The following is a 17478-nucleotide window of genomic DNA, read 5'->3' on the forward strand; positions in this document are numbered from 1 at the left end:
TCAGCCCTCCCCCTTGGCGAGCACGCGGACCAGATCGGCGATGCCGTCCTTGACCGACTTGGGCAGGAGGGCCAGACGCTTCGCGAACTCCAGATCCGCACGGCACAGCGTCAAGTCGCTGCCCTGCCCCGGCTGGGCTCCCAGGTCATCGAAGAAAAAAGACACCGGGACGTCCAGAACCTCGGCGATACGGAACAGGGTAGAGGCGCCGATGCGGTTGGCGCCGCGCTCGTACTTCTGCACCTGCTGGAAGGTGAGGCCGATGGCCTCGCCCAGGTCGGACTGGGACAGACCCATCAGGGTGCGGCGCGTGCGGACGCGGGCGCCAATCTTGATGTCCAGATGCTGGTGCTGCTCACGCATGCCGCCGTGCTTCTTGCGGCCCCGCGGCGTGGAGCTGGCGGGCATGGTGGAGAGGGTGGCGGCGTTGGGGGAGACGTTCATGGTTCAGCTCCAAGGGAAGGGCGCCGGCAGGGCCGCCAGCGCAAGAATGGGAAAGGGGGTCAGGCGGCTGGGGTGGGCACGGCGAACCCGAACAGTTCGTCAAGAAAGACCCGTTGCCCGCCCTTCTTGGGCATCAGCATGGTCCGATCCAGACGGCGTTCCGTGCTGGCGTAGAGGCGAGCACCGGGAGGGTCCAGGAGGGCCGCCGTCTTCAAGTCTTCTTCGGTAGCCATGATGCAGAAGCGGCACGACAGGCGGCGCATGCCGGCGGCATAGGCTCGGTGCCCCTGCTGGCCGGCGCCGTGGATGGTCGCCCAGACCTCCACCTCGCTCATCTGGTGGATCGGGAGCCAGCTGTACCATTCGCGGCCAGCCTTGCTGTTGCGCGCGTCGAATTCGAACGTGGTCGCCTTGGCCCGCTTGCGGCTTTCCTGGGCGCGGATGCCAACGCAGTTGACATACAGGGACCGGCCGCGCTCCCGCAGGATGCGCCGCACCAGCTTCTCAATGGGGCCGCGCTTCAGGTCGCTGGTGCACTGGCGGTTGTCCGGCGAGGGGAACATGCCGCGGTGCTCCACCATCTCCATGAAGGTCTTCACGGCCCGGCAGGTGTAGAGCGGCAGGCCGCCGCTGTTCGCCTCGATGTGCTCGATCAGACCTTCCCAGTCCGCGCCCGGCAGTTCGGCATGGATCAGCACCAGTTGATCAGGCGGGATGATCTCGCGGAGCTTGATGGTCATCGCCTGGGAGTCCTTCCCAGCCGAATGGTTGATGCCGAACAGGGCGCCACGGGCGATCAGGTCGACGATGTGCGGGTCGATCTGGTCCATCGCGCTTACACCTCGCCCTGGGTGGAGTGATTCCGGGGCTCAAGCTCGAACTCGACCGGGCCAGCTGCGGTTGCCATCGAACGCGGCGCTCCGCAGCGGCGGTCAAGCTCGGCTAGGATCACCGCTTCGGGCATGATGGGCTTCGGACCCTCCAGGACGTAGCGGCCCAGGAGCCTGCCCAGTTGCCCTTCGCTCAGCAGCCGCGCCTGCTCGGCCCATTCCGGGTAGTCGTCGGCGCGCTCCAGTTGGCGGCGGCACGGGGGGATGTGCCGCCAGCGCGTGTCCGTCTGGCCGTGCAGAAAGATGACCCAGGCATAGGCCGTAGCGCTGGACGCCTCGCGGGCCACATAGCCCTCGATCATCGGCAGGCGTTCCACGAACTGCGCGATCAGCGTCGGCGGGGTCTCGCTGAACAGCTGGTAGCGCTCGTTGCTCTCCATCCAGGTCCCGCGCACGAGCACAGCGCAGCCGAAGCGGGAAACCTGCATCGCTCGCCGCACGAAGGCGGTGGCGAGGCGAAACGGCGGGTTGGTGATGATCAGGTCCGCCCGCCGGGACGCCAGCCCCGGCAGCAGGAAGTCGTCCACCTCGAAGCCAGTGCCGTAGTCGTGCACATCGCTGGCGTGCACCGTGCCGAAGGATTCCCGCAGCGCCCGCACCATGTGCCCACGGTTGGCCGCCGGCTCGTGCACCTCCAGATTAGCCATGCCCTCCTGGGTGATGCCGAGTTGCGGAAGGGTGTGCACGCACAGGGCGCGGGTGCCCCAGGGCGGCGTCGGGAAATCGTCCAGGCTATCGCGCGGCTCCGCCCGCTGGGCCATGACGGCATGGGAACGGTTCTGGCTCATTGAGCACCGCCGTTCTTTGGCGCGTCGGCCGCCGCATCAGGAAGAAGGTCCCGCTGCGCTCGCTCCAGCGCCCTCCCGATCTGGTCCAACGCCTCGCGGACGGTCTTCGCGTTCGCCAGCGGGTTGAGCTTGTTGATGGCCGTCTGGACCCGCTGCACATCCAGGTAATCCGGCCAATCGGATTCGATGCCGAGCACCCCAGCCAGCGCGGTCCACACCTCAATCGCCTGCTTCACCGCATGGGCGAGTTCGCGGACGTGCCAGATTTCATCGCGATAGCTCTCGCCCTTCCCGAACGAGTGAGGCCGTGCCTTCCCGAGGAGCTTGAATATCTCTTCCGCAGCCTTGGCGATTTCCTCGCGGCGCTGGAACACCGCCGCCACGTCCTTACCGACCTCCCGCGCCAGCACGTCACGGGCCTTCCAGTCATGGGCGATCCGCGGTTGCAGCCTGCGGCGCTCCTCCAACCGCCCCAACGCGTCGAACAGCAGCTTTTGCCACACCTCCAGGGGGAGGTTCTCGATGGGCCGCAGGGTCGGCGCCTTGAGCGTCCGCCACCCGTTCGGTCCACGGACCATGAGACCGCAGCCGGGCGGAATCGCATCCTTCCCGACGAGACCGACCGGCACGGCGAAAATCACCTGGGAGGCATAGGGAAGATAGCTCTGCCACTTCCCACTGGTGACGTCGGCGCGGAAGTCGGCGACGCTGACCTTGCATTCGTAGGCCAGCGGCGTGAACCGCGAGTAGACCATGGGGATCGCGTAGACATCGGGCCGCACGCTCCCGGACGGGCCGAGCTGCATGTTGGTGAAGATCAGGCGATCCCCGGCCAGATGCGCGGCCAGATCATCGGCCAGCGCATCGTGCTTCCACTCGATGGGCGACAGCAGGTCAGTCATGGGGTGCACTCGGCTTCGTTGGCCGGCGGAGCCAGCAAGTTGTGTTGGGCGTCGCGCAGGGCCTGAACGCGGGCTCGCTTGCTCGCGGCGCGATCACGCGCAACGTCGCGCTCCCAAGCGTCGGCGGCATCTTCCAGCACGAGCGCGCGGGTATGGTTGGTTGGCTCGTCTCGACGGGCCTGCCGGGCGCGGGCGCGGAGCCACGCGGCGGGATCGTGAGTGGCGGTCATGCGGCGGCCCTCATGTCGGGCGCCTTCGGGGAGCGCGAGGAACGGCTGGTGTTGTCGTTCTCGACCTCGGCGCCGCCACCGAAGATCGCCGTCACCAGCGCACAGGCGGTGTTGACCGGAACCGCGTTCCCGATCTGCTTCGTGACCTCGGTGGCGGTGCCCACGAACTCGTAGGTCGCCTCCTCGTCGCTGAAGCCCATGGCGCGGGCCAGCTCCAGCGGGTCGAGCATGCGGAACAGGATGTCGATGATCCGCGCCTCGCCGTCGACCACCACGAGGCGGCCTTGGAATGCGGCTTTGCGCAGCGCGTTGTCGTTGGCGATTTCCCGAGCCAGGGCCTGCACCAGCGCTTGGTTCTGCTTGGTCACCACCGTGAAGGTCGGCTCGTCCACCGAGCGGAAATGCCCGCCGACGCGGCCCGTCTGGTCGAACTGGACGATGACCGGCTGGGCTTCAGCCTCGACCAACGATCCAGCGCCCTGACTGGTGACCGTTGGCAAGGGCACTTCGACGCTGTGGTTGCGCGGCGCCTGCCCTTCCCGCTCGCCGAAATGCGGCACGAGGAAGGCTTCAGCGGTCGGCTCCACCACACAGGGCTGACTGCCGCCGGCCGTGATCGTTGGCACCGGCTGGCCGACCGAGCGGGGAGCGGGGCCGGCGCCTTCCTTTCCATGCCGGGTCGAAACCACAAAGGCGTCGGCATGTGGTTCGACCATGCCGAACCGGGCCTTGGCCGTCACGGTGGGGAGCGGCGTATCGACGCCCGAGCAGGTCTCGCCGCTACCCTTCCCATAGTAAGGAGCGATCAGCGGTTCGGCGGTTCCCTCAGCAACGCCCAGATGGCGAGCATGCGCGGTCGCTGTCGGCATCGGCGCATCCACCGATGCCGCGTTGGAGCGGCCCTTCATCACCACGATGCAGGGTTCGACAACGCCAAGGGATTCGCGCGTCAGGATCGTCGGCAGCGGATCGGCAACAGAGCGATGGCCGCGCTTGCGGTCGTGTCCCTGGTTGACCGGGAAGGTGAACGCCTCGGCGATGCCCACGCCGTTGTGCGTCGTGATCGTCCCGAGCGGCTCGTCCACATCGCGGGCAGCCTTCGGCTTGTCGCCGCCGGTCACGGTGATCAACACCGGCTCCAGGCAGCTGATTGCCCCGGCGCCGACGATGGTGGGAAGCGGATCGGCCACGTCCCGCGGCGCGCCCGTCGCCCCCTGTGCCAGCACGAAGGCCGGCAGATCGGACACCGGTTCCACCATGAAGATGCTGCCGGAGGTGACGATGCTCGGGATCGGCCCGTCCACGCTCTGCGGACGGTTGTTGGTGCGGTTGGCACAGGTGAACGCCTCGGCCTCGGTCGCCTGGACGATGTAGCCCGCACCCGAAGCGGTGGCCGTGGGCATGGGTTCGTCGGCGCTGCTGGCCCGGTTGTGGGCGCCGTTGTCCCCGTGCCGGTTCAGCACGAAGGCCGCCGGCTCGGCGATGCCGACATGCGTGCCGCCCGCGGACACGGTGGGAATGGGTTCGTCCAGGCTCCGCCCGTCCATGTGCTGCCGCAGCACAACCATCATCGGCTGCGCCCGGTCGCCGCCGGCAGCCGGCCCCGCGGTCATTTCCGTGGTCAGCCGCTCCAGCCGCTCCTTGGCATAGGCCAGGAAGCGCTTCTCAGTCGCCTGCCGCTTCTGCGCCTTGGCCCGGCCCTTCTCGTCCGCCGGCAGCGGAGCAGCCAGGAAGGTTTCGGCGCGGCTGATGTAGAAGGTCAGCGATTCATAGAGGGCGCGCTGAAGGGCGAGCGTGTAGGGCGCGGGCCACCGGAACTTGGTGGACCCGGCCATGATCCGTTCCAGGGTCTTCGGCGCGAGGGGCCGCGGGCGGTCGAAAATGCTCTGACCGCGGCGCTTCCAGTTGATGATCGTCCGTGCCGATCGCCACTTCCGCCGCGTCCCGAACAGGGTGCTTTCGCCGTCCTTCGAGTGCGTCGGCTCCGGCCAGAGGATGGGCTTCCGGTCGGCCCGGCAGATCATGAACAGGCGCTTGCGGGTGGTCGCATCGCCATAATCCGCGGCGTTGAGGATGCGCCATTCGACCCGGTAGCCGATGGCCCTCATGTGGGCGACGAAGGCCCGGAAATACTCGCCCTGCCGGGACTTCACCGGGCGATTGGTCTTCGCGTTGAGAGGACCCCATTCCTCCCACTCAGGCACGTTTTCGATGAGGACCGTCTTCACCCGGAGGTCGGTGCACCACCGGATGATGTGGCTGGCCGACATGCGGCTCTGGTCGTTCATCGGCTTGCCGCCGCGCGCCCGGCTGTGGTGCGTGCATTCCGGGGAAGCCATCAGCAGGTCCAGATAGCCCTCGGGCACCAGCTCCACCGGACGGGCCGCGTCCAGGTTGACGCAGTAGTGCCGGGCCTCGGGGTGGTTCCGGCTGTGCGTCTCGATGGCGACCGGCCAGTGGTTGACCGCGACCAGGGACATGAAGAAACCCAGCGCGCGGAGTGCCTTCTGCGCCCCGGTGCTGGAGCCGCCAGCGCCGCAGAACAGATCGGCGACCAGAAGCGGCTTCTTCCGCCGCTGGGCAGCCGGGCGCGTCTTGTCGACGGGGGCCGCAGCACGGGAGATGGTGACAGCGTCGGTGTGGAGCATGCTCATGCTGCGGCCCTCGCAGCTTGGCGGGGCTTGGGCATGTGCCGCCTTCCGGTGTTGGGGTTGTAGATCCGGGCGCGCCAGACGCGGCCCGCCTTCCGGTCATCGGCCCGCCAGTCGCGGACCAGGGCGCACAAGGCGGAAATCAGGTTCAGCCGCCGGCCCACCCGCCACTCCGTGAGCAGCTCGTAAGCTTGGAACCCGCGCTGGATGGCGAGGTTGTTCCAGTCCTTCCGGCAGGCCGGGGAACAGAATTCCTGTTCGAGATGACGGGGCGTGTAGGTCACGCCACAGGCGCGGCAGGGGCACGGTGCGTAGGAAGTCCGCACCGCTCGCCCCTCCACGGGGCCGGAAGCGGATGCAGCGCCGTCCAGCGTAGAGCGTTTAAATGCTTTGTGTGCGGTGGTTTCAGCCATGGGGCGCCTCCGCCAGCGAGCGGGCGGTGGTCACGCCGCGCGTGGTCAGCAGGGAACCCTCGGTGGCGACTGTGACGTATCCGCCCTTCTTCAGGAGGCGGGCGGCGGCAGAGACACGCTCATGAAAGGACAGGCTGCCTCCGCGGTAGATCCTCAGCAGCAGCTTCTGCGCCCGCTCGTCCAAGTCCAGGTCAGCCATGGGCGGCCTCCCCGTTCAGCAGGTCAATGTTCTTGCGGTGGACCGCGAAGGACGGGGCGACCACCCAGGGGTTGGCGTCCCAGGCGCCGGGTCCGTTGATGCTGCCCCACAGGTCACGGAACCAGCCGCGCGCCTCCATGCCGGCCAGTTCTTCGTCCGTTTGGGCCGGGCACCCCTCGGCGATAGCGTCCGCCTCGCTGATGTCCTGAAGCCGCTCGACCCGCACCTGCTCCACCACCAGCGTGAGCCGGCTGGCCCAGCGAGGCATGTGGATGGAGGGGCACACCTTCGCGCCCCCATTCAGGTGAGCCTGTCGCGAGCAGCCCGCGACGCTGTAGGTGGAGCCGGGGCCGCGCTCCGTCTCGCACCAGTAGTCGCCGCGCTCCGGGGTAGCCGGCACGTCATGACGGAAGATGTCCCCCCGCCCGGCGAGAAGACCCTTGGTCCGACAGCCGCTCTCCCGCACCCACAGCCGGTCGCCGACCGCGTAACGGATCAGGTCAACGTTGCCCGGCAGCAGAAGGAACGATGGACCGAATACGCTCAAGGCGTTAAGGGCCGCGCCCTTCTTGATGAGGCGGCGCGTCTGCGTCTTGCGCCCGTCGAGCAAGGCCCGGATCATCGGCGCGCTGAAAATGATGGGAATATCGCGCATGGATCAGGCCCCCCACAGGCGAGGCGCGTAGGACAGCGCGACACCGATCCAGAAGCCGAGGAGCAGCCCGAACAGCAGTCCCTTATGCGTGCGGGCGCGGTTGTTACCGGAGGTCATGGTCTGTCCCTCCGTCACAGGTAGCTGTCGCCATCGGAATGCACGCGGTATCCCCACCGCGTCCATCCGTGGGGAACAGAGATCCAGGAGGCTTCCCAGCCGGAGCCGTCGGAGTGGCTGGAGATCGTGCCGCAGTCGATGAACTCGATCTGCCAGCCGTCGTAGAAGCATGCGCGCCCAGCCGCTTCCTTCTCGGCCGCCTTGCGGCTCATCGGCTTCCAGTTCCAGCGAAGGGGAATGTCGCAGGTGACAATCCGGGGGCGCCGCGGGAACGGAGCGCGCTTCGGCCACATGACGGTAACCTCCGCCGGCCCGCCGGTGTCTTTGTCCACGTACTGGAACCGGATGCCGTGAGCCGGCCGTGGCTGGAAGCGAAGCCCGAGCGCCAAGCAGATCAGCGCCTTCATTCCGTAGGCGAAGCGCTCGAACCGGTTGAGGCTGTGGTTGTCCTCACACCGGCACCATTCGCGGAGGACGGCGCTGAACCTCGCGCGCCGCTCCCTGCGATCCTCGTCACGGTGCCAGCCGCGCAGGTCCCATTCTTGGCGCCACTCCTCAGCCGCGCGGTGCATGCGCAGCTTGGCCTGCCAGTCCTTCCCGACCAGCTCATCAACCGCGGCCAGCGCGTCATGCAGATGCATCTCGGCCAGGGCGACGGCGTCGCTGGTGTTGCCGGAGGCGTGCAGGTCGAGCAGACGCTTCCGCGTCGGCCAGGGCAGCCAGGACCAGCCGACCACGCATTTCGGGCAGCGCGGGTTGACCTGACCAACCACGCCGCATGCCCGGCACATGGGGTACCGGCCGTCCGCCAAGTAGATCGTATTCGAGGGAGAGAAGGACATTGTTCAGCCCTCCCCGATCAGGGCGGCGACAGCCGCGTCGACATCGGGCCGCGCCAGCACCACGGCCAAGGCTCTCGCGAGCTGGTTGTGTCGCTCCGGGTGGTCCGACCCGATGTTGGTGACCAGGACCCCTTTGCCGTTGCGGTTGACCAGCGCCGCGTCGATGTGGCCTTCCGCCGGCACCACCTCGTAGGTGGCAGCACCGGCCGGCGGCGTAGACCCCGCCGCGACACGAAGGCACCCGGCGGCGTGCGCCACCATCATCAGCATGTTCGCCGTGTCGGCGATCTGCTCCTCCACCTTGGCAAGGTCGCCCTCGTGGGCAGCGAGCAGCAGCTTGGCCGCATCGCGCGTCACCCCTTGCGCGAGCCGTTCCACGTCGGCGGGGCCGCAGCGCAGCCAGCCGTCACCGCCGCGCTTGGCGTCGTTGATCCGCATTTCCCGCTCCATCAAGAGCGCGAAGGCCATCACACCAGGTCGAATGAAGGTCTCGTTCATGGTCGCCCCCTCACGCCGCACGACGGAGACGGGAGGGCTTGTTGCCGGCGGGGACCATGGTCAGCTCATTCGAGCTGCCAACCTGCCGCCGGGCTTCATCCTCAGTGTAAAGACCGGCCTGCGCGGCGTCGGAGGTGTAGCCGCGGGCGCAGGCCCTGTACCAAGCCTCCTTGTCCTTCGCCCAGATCCGGTACAGGGGCTGGTCGCCGAACAAGATGCCCTTGAGCAGCGCGGCCCGCTGGAAGTCCATCGACGTGGTGGCCTTCGACAGCTCCCGCTCAAGACGGTGCCGGCGTTCGTGCTGGTTGGCCTTGCGGCGAAGGTTTTCCGGAGGCGTGGTGCGCAGCTCCGAGCACGATTTGCTGATGACCGAGTAGGGTCCGGTTGCCACCCACCAAATGTTGTTGATGTTGTAGAAGGCGGTGCCGCGGAGCCAACGGCCAGCACGGTCCAGCAGGTAGACGGGTTGCCCGTGCTCCAGAAGAACGCCGTCAGCGCTCTTGCGATCGTAGTCGCCCCCCCAGGCTGCTCGGCCCAGTTCCTGCTTGAAACGCCATTTGTCCTCGGCATTCTTGGCCGCAACAAACTGGGGCGCCGTCATGCCGCCGGGCTGAAGCTCCAAACTGGTGGCGCTGGGCAGCTCCACCGAGTAGCCGTGCCGGGCGCGCAGGAACGTCGTCACCTTCCGCATCGTCGCGATGCACCGCATGCGGAGCAGGAAGGGCATGCGTTCCAGCTTGTCGAAACCGCCCCGACCGCCGTTCCGGTTTGCGACGCTCTGGAACATCTCGAAACTGATGTGCCGCCCGCGCAGTTCGAGCATCGCTTCCAGGTCGCCGAACCGGCAGCGCCGGGTGCGGGGGCTCAAGAGGCGGTAGTGCTTCTTGGTCTTCTGATCGACCCGCACCGACCAGCCGTCATCGCGTAAGAACCGGATGAGCGGGCCGAACACGCGGCGCTGGAACTCCTTCTCGTTGACCCCCTCCTCCCAGATGCCGATGGAGGAATCGTGTATCCGGATGCTTCCCGGACGGGGGTCGGTCGGCGCCGTCACGGGTATGGCCGCGATGGGTTCGAGGTAGGTGGTGATACGCACGGTACGCACGGGCGTCTCCTTCACAGGCCGCCGTCCATCGCTGCGGCAGAGCGCGCGACGAAGGGCGAGGTGGTTGTGGGATGGCGGGCACGGCGCCCACCGGATCGGGATCGGGCGGCCTGGGGCGGTTTCGCCGCGGGCCGGAAAGGCACGATCTGCGGTGTCTGTCGCGGCACGGGCCGGAACGGGGCGCAGTAGGTAAGCAAGGCTTCGCGCAGGTCGGCGTCCGAGCCTTCGGCGAGCAGCCGCCGGGAAGCGGCTTCCCACAGCACCCGGACATCCTTGGTCATCGCGCGCCCATCCAGCGCCAGCAGGGCCAGCGCCAGCCGGTCACGGGCACGCTCAGCTTCACGCGGCGCAGCCAACAGGAAGACGTCGGCGGCCCGGCAAAGCTCGAACTCGGGGGCGAGCGCGGCCATGGCCTACCCCGCCACCTTCATCAGCGCGGCGCGGGCTGGCTGGCTTGTGCTTTCCCGACGCTTGGCCGCGTTGACGGCACGCCGTATGCGCTCGGCATAGGTCGGCGATTCCATCAGCAAGGGCCACATCGTCACGTAGACGTGTTCCCACCGGCACGGGAACTTGCTCGGGTCCTTCCGGGGCGGGTGCCCCAGCATGCGGCGCAGCTCCTCCATGACCTGCCAGGGCCGGCGGCGCGAGACGCAGGTCCAATCCAGCGCGAGCTTCTGGGCCGCGCGCTCGGTCAGCGGGGGAGCGGGCCGCGTCGTCATGCGAGGCCACCCCCTTCCACGAGGGTTCCGAACTGCGCCACTGCACCGGGGACAGCCCTGAGGCGTTCGGCGAGCAGCTTGGGCACCGCGTCCCTTTGGAGCGGGCACGACAGTTCAACGGTCGCCGTGCCCAGCGCGTAAGGAGCCAGCACAGAGAGCTGGAACAGGTCGTCGGCGTTGAGCGCGCCGTCCGCCTCGATGCTCTCCATGAACGCCACCATGACGCCCACGACGGTTGGTGACGGCACCCGCCCCAGCAGGCGGGTCATGACGTCTATGATTCTTGGATCGGAGGTGGTGTCCATGGCATCACCTCGCCGCTTTCTGGGCAGCCTTGGCCGCGTCCCTAAGAACTCCGGTGATGCGAACAGCCATCCAATGTCGCAGCGAGGCATAATCCTGCGTCGCAACGTTGATGTTCTTGCCCTCGACCACGACATCAACTTCGTAGTTCGAGATGGCCCGGCTCATGCCGTCTTTGAAAATCTGCTGCCTGGAGAACTTGCAGGTGCCGATGCTGGCACCGCCAAGGGTGACACCGCCGTTGATGTGGTCGATGTCCAGGCGCTGCTTCACCCAGGCAAGGCTGATGCTGTGGCTGGCGACCGGCACACCCGGCATGGATGCGCCGCGGGCCACCGCGCCGGCCAGATCCAGCAGACGAAGCACTTCCCACTGCTCGCGCTTGGGAACCGCTTCCCAGCCGGCCACCGGCTCACCCGCGGCGACCGACAGGCACTCCAGCGCGTTCTGCTGGCCGAAGGCCGAGATCGGCAGCGCGTCGGTGAACACCTGCCGCATGGCAACCTCGAAGGCGCCATGAAGCGTGAACGGGGCCGAAGGGCAGCCCCACCAGCGCAGGCGGCCGAACGCTTCGTCTTCGACGGTCGGGGCCACCCAACCGCGCTCAGTGATCAGGTTGGACATGGCCGCGAGCACCCGCACGGTGGTGTCGGCCTTTTCGTTGTCGTGCTGCGTCTGCATGCCCGGCCTCACTCGACCGAGGTGACGAGAACGACGCGCAGCGAACCGTCAGCATTGAGCCGGGGCGTGATCCCGCCTTTTGGGCTGCCCAGGCACTGCGCGCCGGTTGCAATTTTGTCCTTGCCAGAGAACGCGAATGTGACCGCCATCGCGATCACAACCCAGCCAATGAACCGCCATGGGTCCATCGCCATCGCGGCAGAGATCAGGGCGAGCACGAGGTTGAGCAGCGCGCGGAAAATTCGCGCAATGTGCCGCCATGGAATCATCGCCATCGCGGCGGAGGCCAGGGTGCACGCGCGGTCGAAAAGCGCGCTGAGAATGCGTGTGATGCGGTTCATGGCGCTCACCCACAGACCAGATCAAGCCAGCGCCCATGGGCGGCGGCCTGTGACAGGGGAATGGTGTGGCTGGCGCAAAAGGGTGAAGCGTGTTGCACCCTTTGCACCGCTTCGCCCTGCGCGGCGCTCAGCAGCAGGTCCGGCCCACCCTCCTCCAGGATCGGGAGGACGGAGACCTCCGGCGCAGCCGGGATCACGGGCCGGGAAGGACGGCCACTCACGCCGCCCCCTGATGCGGCGCAGCACCGCTGTTCGAGCTTTTCGGCCCACGGCGTTGAGCCTTATCGGCGATCCAGGAATCAATGTCCGATTCGAGCCAGCCAACGGCCCGCTCGCCGATTCGCAGCCGCTTCGGGAATTTGCCGTTCTTCTCGAGTCGGTCGACGTGCATCCGCGTGTAGCCGCCGATGCGCTTCTGCACCTCGGGGAAGCGGAGGATACGAGAGGTGTCACTCATTGGTGTGCCCGCGAAAGTTTCCTGACGTTACGTCAGTAGTATTTCTGTGGCACAGAAAACGTCAAGCTGCTTTTTCTGTGTGGCAGAAAAAGCCTGAACAGGGGCGCCCTAACGCGGCGGGGCCGCCGGCCTTAGCCATGCACAAGCGCCGCGCCGCCAGGACGGCGGCACGGTGCATGCTGTCAACTACAATGGTAGAAGTGGGAAAGGGCTGGCCTTAGCCCCGCCGTCCCTTGTTTGTAGGGGTCTCGCGGTCGATGCGCGCTTGGATCTCGTTGGCTTCCAGCGTCTCAAGCAAATGGGCCGGCACCGCCGCCTTGATGCCGAACAGCAGGTAGTCGCTAGGGATGCCCCGCGTGACAATCGGCCTCAGCCTGTAGGACGCGATCTGCGAGTCGCCGCGGATATACTGCGTGTAGGTATTCCTCGCACACCCCATCAGCTCGCACATTTCCGCTGGCCGGAAACCGAGTGTCATGCGGGCCGCCTCCAGACGGATGCCGACCTCGTACGCGAACCGATCCAGATCGTCGTTGGTCACGACTTCGGCTTCCATGGGGAATCTCCATGCACAGGCATTCCTCGGCATGGAAATCGGAGGGGCTATTTCTGTCAAGACGAAATAGGTTAACCGAAGGCAACACAACGTAACCGGTATTAACACGTCGTGATAACACTAGCCCGCACTGTTCATCGGCATGTTGGCACGGCCGCCTGAAAGCGCCGCGAGTGGAGGCACCAACGGCGCAACGCTCAGCCCTCCATGCGGCGCGCGTCGTTGCGGCTGGACCCCGATCCCCCAGCGGCTACAATAGCCAACCATGGCGATCCCCGAGCCGACAGGTTGCGGCTGGACCCCGATCCCCCAGCGGCTACAATGCATGGGGACGGGTGGCGTCCTCCTGTGGAGTTGCGGCTGGACCCCGATCCCCCAGCGGCTACAATCGGGTCGACCACGGGCATGCGAGCCGCTTCGTTGCGGCTGGACCCCGATCCCCCAGCGGCTACAATCGGGGCCAGCGAGGATGTGGTGATCGACAAGTTGCGGCTGGACCCCGATCCCCCAGCGGCTACAATCCGTGCCACCCCCGCGCCGCGCTGAGCGCAGTTGCGGCTGGACCCCGATCCCCCAGCGGCTACAATGGACAAGACGCGCGGGTTTCTTTGGGTGGGGTTGCGGCTGGACCCCGATCCCCCAGCGGCTACAATTGTTCAATGCGATGCGCACGGCCTCGACAAGTTGCGGCTGGACCCCGATCCCCCAGCGGCTACAATTCCTCGGACGCCTGCTCTACCACTTCGACCGTTGCGGCTGGACCCCGATCCCCCAGCGGCTACAATCACGGACCGTGTCGCGCCACACCATCGTGCGTTGCGGCTGGACCCCGATCCCCCAGCGGCTACAATTCACCAAGCGCATGGCCTGGGCGGTGACGTGTTGCGGCTGGACCCCGATCCCCCAGCGGCTACAATTAGCACTCCACCTCCACCGCGTCGGGTGCCGTTGCGGCTGGACCCCAATCCCCCAGCGGCTACAATAGGGTGGGCACCATCACGACCGTGCATCGAGTTGCGGCTGGACCCCGATCCCCCAGCGGCTACAATGTCGGGACCGGGGCGATAGCCGAGACACAAGTTGCGGCTGGACCCCGATCCCCCAGCGGCTACAATCCCCTCCCCCACCGGCCCTGTCCTGCTGCCGTTGCGGCTGGACCCCGATCCCCCAGCGGCTACAATAGGCCGCCCTCTCCGCATCCCAGGCGCGAGGTTGCGGCTGGACCCCGATCCCCCTGTCAATGGCGGAGTGACCGTCCTCAACTCGGGCGAAGTAAAATTCCCCAGGTGCGGTGATCAGCCGGCGTCCTGATCCATGCTCCTGAGCTTGGGTGGCCGGCCCCGCCGGCGCGGCGGCTGTGGTGCGGTGATCGGGCGGACGCGGGTGGTGTCCGGCATGAGATCGGCGTGCTGGCGGAGCCGATAGCTGGCCCCTTCGATCTGAACCACGATGGCATGGTGCAGCAGGCGGTCCAGCAGCGCGGTCGCGACCACCGGATCGCCAAAGACGTCGCCCCATTCGGAAAAGCCGCGGTTGGAGGTCAGCACCATGGCGCCGCGCTCATACCGGGCATTCACGAGTTGAAAGACCAGGTTGCCGCCCCCGGCGATCACGGGCAGGTAGCCGATCTCGTCGATGATCAACAGCTGAGGCCGGCACAGAAACCGGATGCGCTCGCGCAACGAGCCCTCACGTTCGGCCTTGGCCAGCGAGGCCACCAGGTCGGCCAAGGTGGTGAAGTAGACGCTGCGCCCGGCCTTCACCGCCTCCACACCCAAGGCAAGGGCGAGGTGGCTCTTGCCGGTGCCCGGCGGACCGAGCAAATGCAGCACCTCGTGCCGGTTGATGAAGTCCAGCTGGGCGAGCGCGAGAATGCGGTTACGGTCCAGCGAGGGCTGGAAGGAGAAGTCGAAGCTGTCCAGCGTCTTGATGCTGGTCAGCCGGGCCATCTGCAGGGCGGCCTTGATCCGGCGGCCCTCGCGGATGGTCAGTTCCTCGGCCAGCAAGGCGTCGATGGCGTCCAGGGCGGACAGCTCACCACGTTCGAGCTGGCGCACGATGTGGTCGAGCACCTCCAGAGCCCGCGGCATCTTCAGGCCGACGAGATGCCGGCGAACCCGGTCGAGGGTGGCGGGCGTCGCTCCGGTGCCGGTCATGGCCGCGATCCCTGCAGGGCCAAGCGCCGAGCCACCGCCTCGTAATAGGCCAGCGGCCGGCGCGCGACGGTATCCCCAACCGGGCCGATCGGCACCGGCGGCTCGCGCGGCGTGTCGCTGTTGGCCGGTGGCGGCAGGGTGCGGTGGCCCGCGGCAATCCGCCGTTGCCCTCGGCCTTCCAGCACCGGGTGGCTGGCGATCAGCCGGCCGTCCTCGAAGATCCGCACCTCGTTGGCCAGGGTCTGCACCTCAACGACGCGCCGGCGCGTGCACTCGGGCACGGAGTACAGGTTGCCGCCGACCGACACCATGCCCTCGCGCGTGACCCGGCGATCAAGCTTGAGGACGGCGCGATAGGGACCGGCCGGCAGCGGCTTGAGGTGGGGACGCTCCTCGGCGAAATGCTCGGCGACGATGCGGCCGGTGGTGGCGTGGCGGCGGGCGTTGGCGACCTCGTCGAGCCAGGAGCGGAACTGGGCATTCAGGTCATCGAGATCGCGAAAGCCGCGGCCCAGAAAGAAGTCCTCGCGCACATAGCGGAAGGGGCGCTCGACCTTGCCCTTGGTCTTGGCGCGGTAGGGCCGGCAGGCTTTGGGCAGGAACCCGTAATGGGCGGCCAGGTCGAGGAGCGTCTTGTTGTAGGCGATGCCCTGCTCGCAATCCTCGCCACGCACTACCGTCTTCATGCGGTCGTAGAGGATTTCGGCCGGCACGCCGCCGAGCGCCTCGAAGGCGGCGATGTGGCAGCGCAGGACGGTCTGCAGGTCCTGATGGACCACGAACTCGCCCCACATCAGACGGCTGTGGCCAAGCACGAGGGAGAACAACCAGACCACGCGCTCCACGCCCGGCTCGTCGGTGAACGCGGTGCGGAAATAGGCGAAGTCCACCTGGGCCTGGCGCCCGGCCGGCGTCTCGAAGCGACGCTCGAAGGGAGCGGCGATCGCGGGCCGGACGGTGCGCAGGAAATCCTTCAGCGCGGTGTAGCCGCCCGTGTAGCCGCGGGCGCGGACTTCGCGGAGCAGACGGCTGGCGGTGAGTTCCGGAAAAGCGGTGACGCGCTCGCGCAGGTATTCCTCGTAGGGCGCGACGACGGTCGGCCTGGGCTTGCGGGGGCCATAAACCGGCGCCTCCAAGCCACGCTCGATGTACTTGCGGACAGTTTTGCGATCAAGGCCGGTCCGGCGGGCGATGGCGGACACCGATAAGCCCTGCCGATGCAGATCGAGAATCATGACAAGCTCCCCGAGTGTGACCACCGACGCCCTCCCTCCGTTCCCCGGAGGGGAGAATGGGGATCGATGGCCGCCCGCTTCGGGGCAGGAGCCCCGTCAGCAGGCTGTGGCGTCAACCTGGGGAATTTTCAGGCGCCGCCTTCGAGGAGCATTCACCCGTCACTGACACCCCCAGCGGCTACAATCGAGGCCAACAGCGGAGCGGCGACCGACAGGTTGCGGCTGGACCCCGATCCCCCAGCGGCTACAATGCCCGCTCTGCCGGCCTCCTGGAGACGGAGGTTGCGGCTGGACCCCGATCCCCCAGCGGCTACAATCGTCACCACGTCGGGCAGCTATGCGGTGCCGTTGCGGCTGGACCCCGATCCCCCAGCGGCTACAATCCGCAGCCACCCCGGTCATCAAACCGAGAAGTTGCGGCTGGACCCCGATCCCCCAGCGGCTACAATAACCCGTCCTGCGCCCCCCAGGCGCACAAGTTGCGGCTGGACCCCGATCCCCCAGCGGCTACAATATTAGACACGCCCTCCAAGAGCGTATTCGAGTTGCGGCTGGACCCCGATCCCCCAGCGGCTACAATGCTCCGACCGCTGGACCGGCGCCGATTATTGTTGCGGCTGGACCCCGATCCCCCAGCGGCTACAATGCATGTGCTCCACCAGCTTCATGGCGAGCAGTTGCGTCTGGACCCCGATCCCCCAGCGGCTACAATTGATGTTCCAATAGTTCTCGGTCCACACCTGTTGCGGCTGGACCCCGATCCCCCAGCGGCTACAATGACTCGCGCCACGGGAACGCTTTGCCTCATGTTGCGGCTGGACCCCGATCCCCCAGCGGCTACAATCATGTCCATTGCGGCTTCTGTCCACGACCTGTTGCGGCTGGACCCCGATCCCCCAGCGGCTACAATCGCCAAGGCGTCCGGGATGCTCGTCCGCAAGTTGCGGCTGGACCCCGTTCCCCCAGCGGCTACAATAGGAGCCGCTGACGATCTACATGGACACCAGTTGCGGCTGGACCCCGATCCCCCAGCGGCTACAATATTCCGGGACGCGCCCGCGATACAGAGCGAGTTGCGGCTGGACCCCGATCCCCCAGCGGCTACAATGCACCTCGACCTTGAAGGAACCCGGCTCCAGTTGCGGCTGGACCCCGATCCCCCAGCGGCTACAATCGTGACCCGCGTTGAATTGGTGGCGCTGACGTTGCGGCTGGACCCCGATCCCCCAGCGGCTACAATCGGCCGGCTGGAAATTCATGCGCTCCAGGTGTTGCGGCTGGACCCCGATCCCC

Annotated in this window: 21 protein-coding genes and 2 CRISPR repeat arrays (1 of these 23 only partly in view); all 21 genes read right to left on the minus strand. The window is 67.2% G+C overall.

The genetic code is table 11. The features are described 5' to 3' along the window. Positions 1 to 444: a helix-turn-helix domain-containing protein gene (locus H0B54_RS25440; protein ID WP_425490086.1), complete on the minus strand. Its 444-nt coding sequence runs from the start codon at positions 442 to 444 to the stop codon at positions 1 to 3. 59 nt (positions 445 to 503) lie between these two features. Further along, the gene (locus H0B54_RS25445) at positions 504 to 1274 is read right to left on the minus strand and encodes a phosphoadenosine phosphosulfate reductase domain-containing protein (RefSeq protein WP_188262649.1); all 771 of its coding nucleotides are present in this window, start codon (positions 1272 to 1274) and stop codon (positions 504 to 506) included. A 5-nt stretch (positions 1275 to 1279) separates the two neighbouring features. Continuing rightward, positions 1280 to 2122 carry an SAM-dependent DNA methyltransferase gene (locus H0B54_RS25450; protein ID WP_211109548.1) on the minus strand — a complete coding sequence of 281 codons (843 nt, stop codon included), beginning with the start codon at positions 2120 to 2122 and terminating at the stop codon, positions 1280 to 1282. Continuing rightward, a complete protein-coding gene (locus tag H0B54_RS25455; protein WP_211109549.1) occupies positions 2119 to 3024 on the minus strand; it encodes an MmcB family DNA repair protein in 906 nt (301 codons plus the stop codon). Before H0B54_RS25455 ends, H0B54_RS25450 begins: the two co-directional genes overlap by 4 nt. Then, positions 3021 to 3254, minus strand: coding sequence for a hypothetical protein (locus tag H0B54_RS25460; RefSeq protein ID WP_188262650.1), 234 nt, complete (start codon positions 3252 to 3254; stop codon positions 3021 to 3023). The genes H0B54_RS25455 and H0B54_RS25460 overlap by 4 nt, the downstream gene beginning before the upstream one ends. Further along, a complete protein-coding gene (locus H0B54_RS25465; RefSeq protein ID WP_188262651.1) occupies positions 3251 to 5908 on the minus strand; it encodes a DNA cytosine methyltransferase in 2658 nt (885 codons plus the stop codon). The genes H0B54_RS25460 and H0B54_RS25465 overlap by 4 nt, the downstream gene beginning before the upstream one ends. Further along, positions 5905 to 6318 (minus strand): hypothetical protein, encoded by a 414-nt coding sequence (locus tag H0B54_RS25470; RefSeq protein ID WP_188262652.1) that lies wholly within the window; start codon positions 6316 to 6318, stop codon positions 5905 to 5907. Before H0B54_RS25470 ends, H0B54_RS25465 begins: the two co-directional genes overlap by 4 nt. After that, entirely contained in the window at positions 6311 to 6517 is a 207-nt protein-coding gene (locus H0B54_RS25475; RefSeq protein WP_188262653.1) for a hypothetical protein, read from the minus strand. Before H0B54_RS25475 ends, H0B54_RS25470 begins: the two co-directional genes overlap by 8 nt. Beyond that, a complete protein-coding gene (locus tag H0B54_RS25480) occupies positions 6510 to 7172 on the minus strand; it encodes a hypothetical protein (protein WP_188262654.1) in 663 nt (220 codons plus the stop codon). Before H0B54_RS25480 ends, H0B54_RS25475 begins: the two co-directional genes overlap by 8 nt. A 131-nt stretch (positions 7173 to 7303) precedes the next feature. Continuing rightward, entirely contained in the window at positions 7304 to 8131 is an 828-nt protein-coding gene (locus H0B54_RS25485; protein ID WP_188262655.1) for a hypothetical protein, read from the minus strand. Positions 8132 to 8134: 3 nt separating this feature from the next. Further along, positions 8135 to 8629: a hypothetical protein gene (locus H0B54_RS25490; protein WP_188262656.1), complete on the minus strand. Its 495-nt coding sequence runs from the start codon at positions 8627 to 8629 to the stop codon at positions 8135 to 8137. A gap of 10 nt (positions 8630 to 8639) precedes the next feature. Further along, positions 8640 to 9734 carry a hypothetical protein gene (locus tag H0B54_RS25495; RefSeq protein WP_211109550.1) on the minus strand — a complete coding sequence of 365 codons (1095 nt, stop codon included), beginning with the start codon at positions 9732 to 9734 and terminating at the stop codon, positions 8640 to 8642. 11 nt (positions 9735 to 9745) lie between these two features. Further along, positions 9746 to 10144 (minus strand): hypothetical protein, encoded by a 399-nt coding sequence (locus tag H0B54_RS25500; protein WP_188262658.1) that lies wholly within the window; start codon positions 10142 to 10144, stop codon positions 9746 to 9748. A gap of 3 nt (positions 10145 to 10147) precedes the next feature. Further along, complete coding sequence (locus H0B54_RS25505; protein ID WP_188262659.1) at positions 10148 to 10456, minus strand: hypothetical protein; 309 nt, start codon at positions 10454 to 10456, stop codon at positions 10148 to 10150. Further along, positions 10453 to 10761, minus strand: coding sequence for a hypothetical protein (locus H0B54_RS25510; RefSeq protein ID WP_188262660.1), 309 nt, complete (start codon positions 10759 to 10761; stop codon positions 10453 to 10455). Before H0B54_RS25510 ends, H0B54_RS25505 begins: the two co-directional genes overlap by 4 nt. A 4-nt stretch (positions 10762 to 10765) precedes the next feature. Next, positions 10766 to 11440: a hypothetical protein gene (locus H0B54_RS25515; protein WP_188262661.1), complete on the minus strand. Its 675-nt coding sequence runs from the start codon at positions 11438 to 11440 to the stop codon at positions 10766 to 10768. An 8-nt stretch (positions 11441 to 11448) separates the two neighbouring features. Next, entirely contained in the window at positions 11449 to 11781 is a 333-nt protein-coding gene (locus H0B54_RS25520; protein ID WP_188262662.1) for a hypothetical protein, read from the minus strand. 217 nt (positions 11782 to 11998) lie between these two features. Then, entirely contained in the window at positions 11999 to 12238 is a 240-nt protein-coding gene (locus tag H0B54_RS25525) for a helix-turn-helix transcriptional regulator (protein ID WP_188262663.1), read from the minus strand. A 217-nt stretch (positions 12239 to 12455) separates the two neighbouring features. Beyond that, positions 12456 to 12794, minus strand: a complete 339-nt coding sequence (locus H0B54_RS25530; RefSeq protein ID WP_188262664.1) for a helix-turn-helix transcriptional regulator — start codon at positions 12792 to 12794, stop codon at positions 12456 to 12458. Between the two features lie 221 nt (positions 12795 to 13015). After that, positions 13016 to 13975: direct repeats of the CRISPR family, unit length 36 nt; unit sequence GTTGCGGCTGGACCCCGATCCCCCAGCGGCTACAAT. A 114-nt stretch (positions 13976 to 14089) separates the two neighbouring features. Beyond that, positions 14090 to 14950, minus strand: a complete 861-nt coding sequence (istB, locus tag H0B54_RS25535; RefSeq protein WP_188262665.1) for an IS21-like element helper ATPase IstB — start codon at positions 14948 to 14950, stop codon at positions 14090 to 14092. Beyond that, positions 14947 to 16209 carry an IS21 family transposase gene (gene istA / locus H0B54_RS25540; RefSeq protein WP_188262666.1) on the minus strand — a complete coding sequence of 421 codons (1263 nt, stop codon included), beginning with the start codon at positions 16207 to 16209 and terminating at the stop codon, positions 14947 to 14949. Before istA ends, istB begins: the two co-directional genes overlap by 4 nt. Positions 16210 to 16400: 191 nt before the next feature. Beyond that, positions 16401 to 17478: a CRISPR direct-repeat array (repeat unit 36 nt; unit sequence GTTGCGGCTGGACCCCGATCCCCCAGCGGCTACAAT); it runs 1134 nt beyond the window's last position.

It is taken from the genome of Azospirillum tabaci (genome assembly GCF_014596085.1).
In the GTDB taxonomy this organism is placed as follows: Bacteria; Pseudomonadota; Alphaproteobacteria; order Azospirillales; family Azospirillaceae; genus Azospirillum; species Azospirillum tabaci.

Coding starts and splice junctions, on each gene's coding strand:
- H0B54_RS25480 (WP_188262654.1), bottom strand. CDS start 7,172: ATGCGCGATATTCCCATCATTTTCAGCGCGCCGATGATCCGGGCCTTG.
- H0B54_RS25525 (WP_188262663.1), bottom strand. CDS start 12,238: ATGAGTGACACCTCTCGTATCCTCCGCTTCCCCGAGGTGCAGAAGCGC.
- istB (WP_188262665.1), bottom strand. CDS start 14,950: ATGACCGGCACCGGAGCGACGCCCGCCACCCTCGACCGGGTTCGCCGG.
- H0B54_RS25475 (WP_188262653.1), bottom strand. CDS start 6,517: ATGGCTGACCTGGACTTGGACGAGCGGGCGCAGAAGCTGCTGCTGAGG.
- H0B54_RS25510 (WP_188262660.1), bottom strand. CDS start 10,761: ATGGACACCACCTCCGATCCAAGAATCATAGACGTCATGACCCGCCTG.
- H0B54_RS25530 (WP_188262664.1), bottom strand. CDS start 12,794: ATGGAAGCCGAAGTCGTGACCAACGACGATCTGGATCGGTTCGCGTAC.
- H0B54_RS25440 (WP_425490086.1), bottom strand. CDS start 444: ATGAACGTCTCCCCCAACGCCGCCACCCTCTCCACCATGCCCGCCAGC.
- H0B54_RS25455 (WP_211109549.1), bottom strand. CDS start 3,024: ATGACTGACCTGCTGTCGCCCATCGAGTGGAAGCACGATGCGCTGGCC.
- H0B54_RS25465 (WP_188262651.1), bottom strand. CDS start 5,908: ATGAGCATGCTCCACACCGACGCTGTCACCATCTCCCGTGCTGCGGCC.
- H0B54_RS25470 (WP_188262652.1), bottom strand. CDS start 6,318: ATGGCTGAAACCACCGCACACAAAGCATTTAAACGCTCTACGCTGGAC.
- H0B54_RS25520 (WP_188262662.1), bottom strand. CDS start 11,781: ATGAACCGCATCACACGCATTCTCAGCGCGCTTTTCGACCGCGCGTGC.
- H0B54_RS25500 (WP_188262658.1), bottom strand. CDS start 10,144: ATGGCCGCGCTCGCCCCCGAGTTCGAGCTTTGCCGGGCCGCCGACGTC.
- H0B54_RS25445 (WP_188262649.1), bottom strand. CDS start 1,274: ATGGACCAGATCGACCCGCACATCGTCGACCTGATCGCCCGTGGCGCC.
- H0B54_RS25505 (WP_188262659.1), bottom strand. CDS start 10,456: ATGACGACGCGGCCCGCTCCCCCGCTGACCGAGCGCGCGGCCCAGAAG.
- H0B54_RS25450 (WP_211109548.1), bottom strand. CDS start 2,122: ATGAGCCAGAACCGTTCCCATGCCGTCATGGCCCAGCGGGCGGAGCCG.
- H0B54_RS25460 (WP_188262650.1), bottom strand. CDS start 3,254: ATGACCGCCACTCACGATCCCGCCGCGTGGCTCCGCGCCCGCGCCCGG.
- H0B54_RS25485 (WP_188262655.1), bottom strand. CDS start 8,131: ATGTCCTTCTCTCCCTCGAATACGATCTACTTGGCGGACGGCCGGTAC.
- H0B54_RS25490 (WP_188262656.1), bottom strand. CDS start 8,629: ATGAACGAGACCTTCATTCGACCTGGTGTGATGGCCTTCGCGCTCTTG.
- H0B54_RS25515 (WP_188262661.1), bottom strand. CDS start 11,440: ATGCAGACGCAGCACGACAACGAAAAGGCCGACACCACCGTGCGGGTG.